Raw genomic sequence first — 12,096 nt, 5'->3', positions numbered from 1 at the left:
AATTTTTTCTACTTTCGTAACTTTCACACTTAGGTTTATTTCATCCTTATGTTTTAGTTTGGTTAGCTTTAGGGGTTTTTAGCAATTCAAGTAGTATTGGATAGGTTCTATCCTATCTCTACATATAAGTTTCCCTATATGCTGACTAATTTAGCTACTAACTCATGACTAAAGTCACAAGTGTGCGTAGCTATTTTTTAATCAAATAAATTCATCAACGCACTAAACGTAGCAGAATCTAATCTTGTTAACTCAGATATATCATGCTGTTCATAATTTTCATCTAATAAATCATCCATCATTTTAGCAATCGATTTCCTTATATCTACTTCTTTACCTATAATCTTAGTTCCTTCTAAAGTCTTATTAAGTTTTAAATTGTATTCTTTTATCCATGCCTCTATATATTTAAAATCATTTACTATAGAAGTTTTACTTACATAATATTTATCTGCTAATTGATTTATTGAAGTTATATTACTTGAATTTAGTAATAGATACTTTAAAATTTCCATTCTTCTTTGCTCTACTGATAAAGATTTATTTTCCTTCGATTGTATATTTAAACTGTTAATTAAGTCTATGTTCTTCTTTGCTAAATCTTCTATTAATATTCCATAGCCCCTTTTTATATCAATTTTTATATTAAAAGTTTCTAAATATTTCTCAATCATCTTCAAATCTTTTTGTAAAGTTTTATCGGATACATTTAATTTATCTTTAAAGTATTTTATAGGTCTATACTTATTTTCGTTTAATATCAATTTAAGAAATTCAATTTGCCTCGACACAAGCATACTTAGCCCTCCCTACCTATGTTTATATATTTCTATGTTTATATTAAGTACTATTTTAACATATTTACTAACTATGTAAAATTACTAAGATACTTCTGTATCATAAAAGAATTTATGATACACCTTACTAAATTGATATAATAGATAATATAATTTCAAAATAAAAATTAAGGATATTTAGAAGTAGTTAACTGATTCTAAATATCCTTATTGTTATTCTATATACTTGTTGTTATTCCATTAATTATTTTTACTATTATTTATAATTTAAGCACCAAGTAATTCAACTTCACTATTTTCACTTCTTATAGTAGGCTTTGTTACCCCTATAATCAATGCTGTTATTACTGTACCAACTAATATACAAGCTATATATGCAACTGGTGCACTACATGCAAATGGTATTACAAATATTCCCCCATGTGGTGCCATTAAAGTTATATCTAAACTCATACATATTGCCCCACCTATACAAGAACCAATTATATTTGCTGGAATCATTCTTAATGGGTCTGCAGCTGCAAACGGTATCGCTCCTTCTGTTATGAAAGATGCCCCCATTATAGCAGTTGGTAGGGATGATTTTCTTTCTTCTTTAGTAAACTTATTTTTGAATATTAACATAGCTAATGATATTGCTAATGGAGGTACCATTCCACCTACCATTAACGCTGCTGATGGTTCAAATATATTGCTTGAAAACATCGCTAATCCAAATGCTGAAGCCGTTTTATTAATAGGTCCTCCCATATCTGATGCCATCATTCCTGCTAATATTGCACCTAATAATACTTTATTACTTCCAGACATACTTTGTAACCAAGACTGTAAAGCTTCATTTAACCATGATGCTGGCGTATTAACTACAAAGAACATTATAGCTCCACTCGTAAATGCAATCAACAGTGGACATATTAATACAGCATTTACTCCCTTTAATACATCTGGTAAATTTTCTGTTATCTTCATTACTCCTAAAGCTATATATCCTGTTGCAAATCCAGCTACCATACCACCTATAAACCCTGAGCCTCCAATAACTGCCATAAAACCAGCTATCATAGCAGGAGCAAAACCTTGTCTTCCTGCTATTGATTTAGCTATAAAACCAGCAAGTATCGGTATAAATAACTTAAATGCTGAATCGCCTCCAAGTTGTCCAAAGAATCCAGCTATAGGGTTGTATGTTTCATGAGTTGGGTCTGATGCAAATATACCAAACATAAACGCTATGGCTATACCAATCCCACCTATTACTACAAATGGAATCATTTCAGATACACCACTCATTAAGTGTTTATAAACACCTTTTTTCTCTGACCCTTGAAGTATTTCTTTTGAATCTTCTAAAGTTTTTCCACCTGGTTTAATTTCTTTAGCCATTCCATTTTCAGCGTTTATAATTAAATTTTTAGCTAATGAAACATTCTTAGCATCTACTACTTTCTTTTGTAATACTTTTTTTCCTATAAATCTACTCATTTGAACTTCTTTATCACAAGCTATTATTACATATTCAGCTCTTTTTATATCTTCTTTAGTCAATTTATTTTCTACACCTATAGCTCCATGAGTTTCTATTTTAACTTCATATCCAAGTTCTTGCCCTGCTTCCTCTAATGCTTTCTTTGCCATAAAAGTATGAGCTATCCCTGTTGGACATCCTGTTATTCCAACTATAAGACCTTTATTTTGATTATCACTTGAATCTCCTGATTCTACAGCTTTATTATTAAATATATTTAATATTTCATATGGAGTTTCTGCACTTAGTAGGTGCTTAAGAAGATTTTCGTCCATTAGATATGTAGCTAGTTTAGATATAATCTTAAGATGCTCATCTAAACCTGATTCTGGAACTGCTATCATAAAAAATGACCTAATTTTTTGACCATCATTATCCGTAATTTCCTTATCAGTTCTTAAATACATCATTACAGGTTGCTTTACTGAACTTGACTTGGCATGAGGGATAACAATTAAATTCCCCATGTTAGTTGATGATTCTTTTTCACGTTTATTAATATCAACTATAAACTTTTCTTTATCATTTATATAATTTCCTTGATACAGATGATTTGCCATATAATCAATCACATCTTTTTTAGTTTGTAATTGCTTATCTAGTATAATACAATCACTTCGTAATATTTGACCTATCATAAATTCTCCCCTCCTTTTTATTTGTTTCCTCATAACTAATTCTTATTTTTGTAAAAGCATTTTAATTTATCTATATCATTGAATAAATTCATTTTAAACTCTATAACTTCTCTTGCAGCCTCTATACATGGTGGATATATAGTATCTGGCTCATATAAACTTGGATTTTGTTCCAACAGTTCTCTGCACTTCTTATAATATGCTGACTTAACATCACTTGAAATATTTATTTTACAAACTCCTAGTTTAACTGCTTGTGCTATCTCTTCATCTGGATTTGATGACCCCCCATGAAGAACTAAAGGTATATCTACTACTTCTCGTATTTCTTTTAATAAATCTAATTTAAGTTCTGGTTTAAACCCTTTTGGATATATACCATGTGCTGTACCAATTGCAATAGCTAGTGTATCTACTCCTGTTTTTTCAACAAAATCCCTAGCTAATTTTGAATCTGTATATATTATTTCATCAGAACCACCTTCTCCTGATGTCCCTGTTGTTCCTATTGTTCCAAGTTCTCCCTCTACAGATACATTTAATCCTTTTGCTATTTCTACTACTTCCCTAGATATAGCTACATTTTCTTCATACGGTAAATGTGACCCATCAATCATTACTGATGTAAATCCACATCTTATTGCTCTTAATATTTGTTCTTTATTTTCCCCATGATCTAAGTGTATTACCATAGGTACCTTGCTCTTATTTGCTTCTTCTATACAACTAGCTACAAAGCTATCTCCTAGGAAACTTAGCTCATTTGGGTGTATTGCAAGTATTACTGGTGCATTTTTTTCGTTAGCACTCTGTACTACTGCTTTAAGTATTTGCCCACTTCCTATATTAAATGCTGGTACAGCAAATTGATTTTCTTGTGCTACTTTTAGCATTTCCTTCATATTTATTAACATATTGTACCTCCCGATATTTTAAATTTTAGGTTGAGTTTGCTTCTTATTAATTTTGTTGTTGTTTATATTTAAATAATATCAGGTTAATAAAGTTCAGAAAATAACAATCGTTTTCCTTATTGAAAAGGAACTTTTATTATACACTTTGAGTTCCTTTTCACTAAATAATTTTTAGAAGTCTGTATCATCGTTAATTATACCTCTCATGTACATCTTCTCTTTTTAAGCGTTTTAATTTAATATACTTTAGCTTTCCTAGATTTTTATAGTAAGCAATTAAGGTACTTTAACTATAAATTTAAAGATACTCATACCATAGTTAGTGCTATATTTGAATCAAAAAAATTAAAAAGATATTAGCTATTTAGCCAATATCTTTTTGTAGATTTCAATGGTAGAGATGATTTATAGGAATCATACTCACTATTATCTAATTTTGTACTTCCATAAACTTGACATAAAACACCAAAAATAACACCCATCGAGTTTATCTCTAAGGAATAAAATGACTTGGTTTTCTAAACACCAATTTATAAATTAGCCTTTGTTATTTTATGTAAATCTTTTTCTATCTAATTTAAAAATTATTCCTAATGCTACATAGCATATACCAATTACTAATACACCATAAGCCATAGATACTCCTATCTTAAATTCTTGCATATTAGTTACAATAGAAATTGAAATAGGTCTATTATAAACACCATAAAGTAAGGCTGACATTGTATATTCTCCAATTGTACGAATAAATACTAATATAGCTCCTGAAATTATTCCTGGCATCATATTTGGTACTATTACATTATAAAAGGTTTTTACCCTTCCAGCACCTAAACTCCTTGATGATTCTTCTAGTCCTAAATTTATTGACTTCATAGCAACCTCATTGGAGGAAAATAATAATGGCAAGGCATAAATTGTATATGCTATAGGTAAAATATAAAAACCACCTATTAAGGATTCATTAAAAGCAAATATACTTTTTTGATTAAATGTATTAATTAGGTTAACCGCAATGGCACTTGCAGGCATACTCCAAGGCAACATTATAATAAATTTTGCTAGTCGATTATATGTAGTATCCTTTTTAATTACTAAATACGATACTGGTACAGTGATTACCAATCCTGCTGCCACTGCCATTAAAGACATTTTCAAACTGTTTAATAGAGGCTGTAATACACGTGATTTTTGGAAAATCATCTGATAGTTTTCCAGTGTAAAGTCTCTAGGAAATATAGTTGTCATAATTGAATGTGTGCTTACAAAGGACAAATATACAATAGTAATTATAGGAAGCATAATCATAATAATTTGTATTTCAATAATAATCTTACATACAAATGTAAATAAGTCTTTTTTTCTATTATTAACTTTATAACTTTGAGATTTTAAGGATGGTACTACTCCATATTTTTTGCCATAATACTGTAATAAAATCATAAATAAAATCCCCATTAATAATAAAGTAATTACTTGAACTGAGGCTATATCCATGTGGTTATTAGCCTTAGACCTAACAATCTGAGTACTTAAAACTTTAAAACCACCACCTATAAGATTTGGAGCTGAGAAAGAACTAATCCCTGATGCAAAAGTTATAATAGTAGAAGTTATAACCGCAGGTGTAATAACAGGCCATATTACATCAAAAAATACTCTGAGCTTTGATGCTCCCATTCCTTTTGCAGCTTCAACTGTTGAGTAATCCACATATTTTAAGGCAACATATACATTTAAATAAAAATACACATACTGAGTATAAGCAACTACAAATAAAATTCCTTTTAATCCACTAAAATCATAAGGTTTTTTGATAAAGGGGAGTAAAATTTCTATAGATTTTGTAACTATCCCACTTTCTCCATAAATCTGAATACATGCAATTACCATAATTACTCCTGGAATCATCATTGGACTTAGTAGAAGAATATGTATGATTTTTTTGTGTTTATCACAAACAAATGTCATATATAAGGCAAGTGATATTCCCATAATTCCACATACGAGTACAGAACACAATCCCAAAATTATAGTATTACTTACTACCCTTAAATTATTAGTATTTGAAAAATATTCTTTGAAAACTTCAAAAGAATATCCACCTTTACCTTGGAATGCTTGTACAAAGGTGTTGCCTATTGGTACGATAATATATCCAATCAAAATCAAAAATAATATACTATATAAAATAATAGAAATAACACTTTTAGGTGTGAATTTACTATGGTTTATTTTTTTAATCATATTATTCACCTTGTAGCACACCTAAATATGCCCTATCCCCTACGTTTAATTTATTGCTATTATTCAGTCTATTAAGTTCAGTTACTTGATACTTTTTTCCATTATTTGATACTGTATATTCTAAAATTGCTCCTAAGAAATTCTTAGATTCTACTTTTACTTTTACAAAACCTCTTTGGTTAGTATTTTGCAATAATACCATTTCTTCAGGTCTTTTATAAATATAAGGCTTTGTCTCTTTTTCAATATTAAAATTAACATAATCTTCTTTTTCAATACAGTTTGAAGTACCTACAAAGTTTGCTACAAAATCATTCAATGGTTTTTTGTAAACTTCCATTGGCACACCAATTTGAAGAACTTTACCCTTATCCATTACAGCTATTCTATCAGAAATAGCTAAGGCTTCTTGTTGATCATGAGTAATAAATAAAGTAGTAATACCTATCTTTTGCTGTATATCTCTTATTTCTTCTCTCATCTTGATTCTTAAAGCTATATCTAGGTTAGACATTGGCTCATCTAATAAAAGCATAGTAGGCTCAGTCGCTAATGCCCTTGCTACTGCCACCCTTTGTTGCTGTCCACCAGATAATTCATCAATCTTTTTTTTCCTAAAATCTTTCATTCCTGCCAGCTCTAAATAATTATCACATTTTTCCATTATAATTTTTTTAGACAGCTTTTTTATTTTCAATCCATAAGATACATTTTCTTCAACAGTCATATTTGGAAACAGTGCATAGTTTTGAAAAACAGTTCCCATATTTCTATTTTCTGGCTCTAGGTTGGTAATATTTTTATCACCAACATAAATACTTCCAGAAGAAGGTTTTATAAATCCACCAATTATTCTTAAAATAGTCGTTTTTCCACATCCAGAAGGACCTAATAAAGTAAAAAACTCTCCTTCTTTAATGGATATATTAACATCATGTAATACTTTTTCTTTTCCATAATAATGATTAATTTCTTTTAATTCTATATTCTTCATATCGTCTCCACAAATTATCTAATATTTATAAATCTCCAAATATACACATGATGAATCATCATAGATTTTAAATCTAGGAAACTCTATTGCCATTTCATCATCCTTTTCTAGTTCCCTAACTTTTCTATATATATAATCTATACCTTTAATCTCTGCTATTTTCATCATTTCATCTTTATCAAAAATCTTATATCTATCATATCCACATGAAAAACCATCACTAGCCATCATAATTTTCATTTTATATTCTATATCAATAAATCCACTTACACAATTATCAACAGCCTCTTTAGAAAATTCCAAAGCCCAATACCCACCTACAGTATTTTTCTTAAGTCTATTTTCTATTATAATTGGCATTACCTCAGCTTTTTTCTCATTTAAAGTAAGATTTGTAGAGTCTTTGACCTCTTGCATAAAATCAAATACTTTTTTATCTCCTTGCTCACATAAATTGTACTTTTACTATAATTAAAAGTTTTGCATAATAAAAAATTCGCTTCATTTGAACGACTACGTCTACGAATCACTTCATATCGCCAACTACTTCTTTAGTTGCTCAAAAGCTATTTTATTTAATATTGGTGTATTAGTATCATTTGGTTGTATGAGTTATACAAAATTATGAGATACTATAGTTCCCTCATACGTAAAATAGCGAGGAAAATCCTCACTATTTTTGTATATAATATTAAATTATTTAATTAGGCTATTTTATAGTTTTATTGTTATCTATTATATCTGTTTCCCACTTTTCAATCCAGTTAGATTGATTTTTTCCAATTACAGACCAATCTACATCCATAGCTTTATATTCTTTTGACATCCACTTTGGTGAATCTTTAAGTGCAGAATCTAATGTTGGAATACGGTTAAAATCATTTGCAACCATAGCTTGAACCTTAGCACTTCCAACAAAATCTACGAATTTAGCTGCTGCATTTGGATGTGGTGCATTTTTTAGAGCTGCTACACAGTCTGTGATTACTACAGAACCACTCTCTGCATCTACAACTTCTAATGGCATATTATTTTTTTCTTTATTATCTATTATATCACTTAATACTGCAATAGATATTGCTGCTTCACCTTTACCTATTGCTGAATACATAACACTTCCGCTATTGTAGTAGTTCTTTATATTTTTATTTAAATCCTCAAGGTACTTCCAAGCTTCATCTTCACTCTTAGTAGTTGAGTAGTAATTGATTAAATTACTAACAGTAGAACGCATAGATGATGATAATGAGTCTCTAGTAGCTATTAAGTCTTTATATTCTTCTTTTGTTAAATCGCTCCAATCTTTTGGTGCTTTATCAGCTGATAATAGTTTTGTGTTATAAAACATCATTACTGGTGTTTTTATAGTTCCATACCAATATCCGTCTGAATCTTTGTAAGGCTTGTCTAATTCATTGTTCCAGCTTGGTTCAGTCTTTTCATATAATCCTTCTTCTTTTAATTGCATGTATGTAGATGTATCTCCACCAAACATTATATCTGCTTGTGGATTATCTTTTTCACTTCTAACACGATCTGCTAGTTCACCTTTTAAATTTATGAATTCAACATTAACGCCTGTTTCCTTTGTAAATTCTTCAGAAATTGCTCCTAGCATATCCTCTCCATGTGTAGTATATACTACTAATGTATCCTCTAATTCATCACTTTTTAATGTGTTATCATTGCTACAAGCTACAAGTGATAATGACATTACTACAGATAATAAAATAGCTGCTATTTTTCTTTTCATATTGATTCCTCCCCTATATTCTCCATGTTCATTTTAAATGTTATTATTCTTGTAGTCAATGATTCAACAATAATCTATATAATTGTATTTTTCTATAATCACTAATTTTATTATTGTTTTTTTCTATGAGTATACTTATTTTTATACATATAATTTTTATATTCACATTAATCCATTTTCAATCTTGGTATTTTATTTCTTTAAAACATATTTTAAATATTAGTATTATCATTATTTACATGTATAAAAAATGACCTATGAATAGGTCACCTAAACTAATACTTATATGGTATATGAGATACTTTCTTAAATCACTTATTATTTTTTTATCTAGTCCACATTTAGTAAATAATGCATGTATGTATAGTTTCCATTTTAAGTCTTAATTAGAAATATGAACCACTGTGAAACTATACCTCCTCCTCACATCTAAACCTTAAATTTTTATCTATTATTTATTAATTGACTGTATATTCACTAATTTTTATCATTTACAATACTCTTCTTATCTTAAAAAGGATTATATTTCCCATTTTCTAAATGTACAATAGTCTCACGTCTTACCCCAACTAATTTAGCAAGTTCATTTTGCGTCATAAGAAGTTTTTCTCTATATTCTTTAATTTTTGTTTTCATTAATATTGCCACTTAGTTACATATCCCCCTTTTATCAAAATACATATACAACACTAATTTAGATAAAGACTGTATAAATAAAACTACAATAAGAATTATACCTGTATCCAAATTTGATATACTTATATTAATTGTATAAGACGTTGCAAAGAAAATAGCTATTATTACTATAGAATATATCATTATTGTTATTGCAATCTGGTATATAAACCATTATGACCTGTATCTGAAATTATAGGTAATCCACTAGCAGATAATGCATCAATATATCTGTAGACAGTTCTTACATTTATTTCTAGTTTTTCAGATATTTGTTTTGCAGTAACTTTTTTATCTGAGTTTAATATCCATAATATAGACATTATATTATCAATTTTAGACATATAGTTTTACCCCTTCATATGTGTTTTATAAATTAACTATATAGGTTATTAGATTAATTTTCACAAAAAAATATTAGCAAATTGCTAATATTTTTCGTGGATTTCAATGTTGGAGATGATGGGAGTCTATAAGTGGTTATTTGATTGTTTTGTTGTTTTTTGTAAATGTAGGTATATAGCTATTTAGTTATGATGTTAGACTAATTTTTTTAATGCTCTTTTATTGTTTATTTTTGTAGTTGGAATATCCTTAGTGTATAATTTCCTACTCTCCAAAACCCTTGCTAATTCAATAATACAAATCAAACTCTCAATTAAATTTTTTAATGAATAGATAACTATTGTTTGTACTCATAACAATATATTATATATATTTTCTGATATATATGATTTATTTGCAACTGACTTAGTGCAATTTAAACTACTTTGTCTATAAACTCAGTTTTAATAAAATTATAATTTATTACATTCACCTAATTTTTTAACAAGTTCGCTATATTCCTTTGTTAACATGATATTCCTCAACTACTTAAATTTTACTTGCTGTCCACCTTTAATTTCATAAACTATATTGTCCACATTAACCCATACAGATTGGACTGAAGGATTATACACAAAACTTCCATCCATAGAAAATATTAATCTATTAAAGGCATATAAATAATCAACTATTTCAATATTTGTAGCATACCAAATATCATCTCTATTTCCCATCTTCTGTGAGAATTCTTTGATTAATTCCCAATTATTATCCCTATTAAATTCATAACTATGTCCCCATACATAAAACATATGTAAATGCTGTGGTCTGTCCTTAATTAAAAATTCATTTGCTAATTCTAACAAATTTTTATTATGATGACATGTAGCTTCCCACTGATACAAGTCTGATGGCATATTAAAATTGCCACTACTTCCTGCTATTCTTCCATATTTAATATCAATATAAGGTAACATGTTTTTTATTTCTTCACTATATGATCCATTTGGATATGATAAACCTCTTACAGGATATCCTACTATAGACTCTAATTTTTTCCTATCTTCAACAATTTGATTAACAACCTGAGAGATAGGGCATCTTGCTATAGTGGGATGTGTTACGGTATGTGTTGCAACCTCATGTCCTTTATATAGTTCTTTAATCTCATCTTCTTTTATTCTACGTCCAAAGTTTTTAATATTATCATTAAAACTTTTATCTATATAACCAGAATTTAAATAAAATGTACCTTTGATTCCATTATCATTAAATATTTTTATAAGTCTTATATCCGCTTCACGACCATCATCATAACTCATCGTAAGTACCTTATTTTTTCCATCTGGAAAACACTGATGTATTGTTCTCATAATAATCACTCCATTCTAACTACTATTATACTTAATATTATGGAGGCATACTTACTATATACTTCTACATGTAAAATCTATAAATTTAAATTTATCTGGTCTATGTCTTGATACTGTATACTGAAACAAGGTTGTATCTTCAAGATATGTATAACTCCTTACAACCACAACCATGTTAAATTCTCTCAAATCTAGAAGTTCTATATCTTCATCAGTAGCCATCTCTACAGTAATTTCTTTTTTACCAAAACCTATCTTAAGTCCAAGCTCCCCTTCTATATATTCATATACAGATTTTTTTGCAGCTACTAAAGGAAGATTATTAATAATATTACGATTAAAGTAATCCTTATCTATTATAATTTTTTCTCCATCAATTTCTCTTACTCGTAAAAGTTTATATACTTCATCTTTCTTTCCTACTTGAAGCTTCTCCATTAATATAGTATCACCTTTTACTATCTCAAGATTTTCAACATATGTCTTACAATTTAATCCAAGCATACTATGTAATTCCTCAAAGCTTGTTATTCCTGACACAGGAAAATTAAACTTATGAATATCTAAAACAATCGCTGATTTACCTCTTGATTTCTTTATATATCCTTTTTGTTCTAAAATACTTAATGCTTTTCTAACTGTATCTCTAGAAACTGTATATTCACTCATAAGTTCGCTTTCTGTAGGCAACTTATCATGAGCTACATATTCATTTTTTTCAATTTTATTTAATATTTCATTATATACTTTTTCATATTTACTTTCCATATTCTATCACCATTTATATTGTAGCATTGTAGAAAATATATATCAATAAATTCTAAAGCATATAACTAGCTAAATAATCTAGTAAATT

Annotated in this window: 10 protein-coding genes and 1 pseudogene; all 11 read right to left on the bottom strand. The window is 28.4% G+C overall.

Features of this window, described 5'->3' with window-relative positions; translation table 11 throughout:
- Window positions 1-197: 197 nt before the first annotated feature.
- Window positions 198-797: a helix-turn-helix domain-containing protein gene (locus tag KGF42_RS14020; protein ID WP_227826543.1), complete on the bottom strand. Its 600-nt coding sequence runs from the start codon at window positions 795-797 to the stop codon at window positions 198-200.
- Between the two features lie 267 nt (window positions 798-1,064).
- On the bottom strand, window positions 1,065-2,960 hold the full coding sequence (locus tag KGF42_RS14015) for a fructose-specific PTS transporter subunit EIIC (RefSeq protein WP_227826542.1): 1,896 nt from the start codon (window positions 2,958-2,960) through the stop codon (window positions 1,065-1,067).
- A 35-nt stretch (window positions 2,961-2,995) separates the two neighbouring features.
- Window positions 2,996-3,874, bottom strand: coding sequence for a ketose-bisphosphate aldolase (locus KGF42_RS14010; RefSeq protein WP_227826541.1), 879 nt, complete (start codon window positions 3,872-3,874; stop codon window positions 2,996-2,998).
- A 552-nt stretch (window positions 3,875-4,426) separates the two neighbouring features.
- Window positions 4,427-6,121, bottom strand: coding sequence for an ABC transporter permease (locus KGF42_RS14005; protein ID WP_227826540.1), 1,695 nt, complete (start codon window positions 6,119-6,121; stop codon window positions 4,427-4,429).
- A gap of 1 nt (window position 6,122) precedes the next feature.
- Window positions 6,123-7,115, bottom strand: a complete 993-nt coding sequence (locus KGF42_RS14000; RefSeq protein WP_227826539.1) for an ABC transporter ATP-binding protein — start codon at window positions 7,113-7,115, stop codon at window positions 6,123-6,125.
- An 18-nt stretch (window positions 7,116-7,133) separates the two neighbouring features.
- Window positions 7,134-7,532, bottom strand: a complete 399-nt coding sequence (locus KGF42_RS13995) for a hypothetical protein (protein ID WP_227826538.1) — start codon at window positions 7,530-7,532, stop codon at window positions 7,134-7,136.
- A 292-nt stretch (window positions 7,533-7,824) separates the two neighbouring features.
- Entirely contained in the window at window positions 7,825-8,868 is a 1,044-nt protein-coding gene (locus KGF42_RS13990) for an extracellular solute-binding protein (protein WP_227826537.1), read from the bottom strand.
- A 516-nt stretch (window positions 8,869-9,384) separates the two neighbouring features.
- A pseudogene (locus tag KGF42_RS13985) lies at window positions 9,385-9,504 on the bottom strand (helix-turn-helix transcriptional regulator); the annotation flags it as partial.
- A gap of 188 nt (window positions 9,505-9,692) precedes the next feature.
- Window positions 9,693-9,887 carry a helix-turn-helix transcriptional regulator gene (locus KGF42_RS13980; protein WP_413927022.1) on the bottom strand — a complete coding sequence of 65 codons (195 nt, stop codon included), beginning with the start codon at window positions 9,885-9,887 and terminating at the stop codon, window positions 9,693-9,695.
- Between the two features lie 525 nt (window positions 9,888-10,412).
- On the bottom strand, window positions 10,413-11,240 hold the full coding sequence (locus KGF42_RS13975; protein WP_227822684.1) for a polysaccharide deacetylase family protein: 828 nt from the start codon (window positions 11,238-11,240) through the stop codon (window positions 10,413-10,415).
- 54 nt (window positions 11,241-11,294) lie between these two features.
- Window positions 11,295-12,008 (bottom strand): trehalose operon repressor, encoded by a 714-nt coding sequence (gene treR, locus KGF42_RS13970; protein WP_227822685.1) that lies wholly within the window; start codon window positions 12,006-12,008, stop codon window positions 11,295-11,297.
- Between the last annotated feature and the right edge of the window lie 88 nt (window positions 12,009-12,096).

It is taken from the genome of Clostridioides sp. ZZV15-6383 (assembly GCF_020657735.1).
Taxonomy (GTDB): Bacteria; Bacillota; Clostridia; order Peptostreptococcales; family Peptostreptococcaceae; genus Clostridioides; species Clostridioides difficile_D.
The sequence above is the reverse complement of the archived record's forward strand: the minus strand, read 5'-3'. Positions and strand labels throughout refer to the sequence as shown.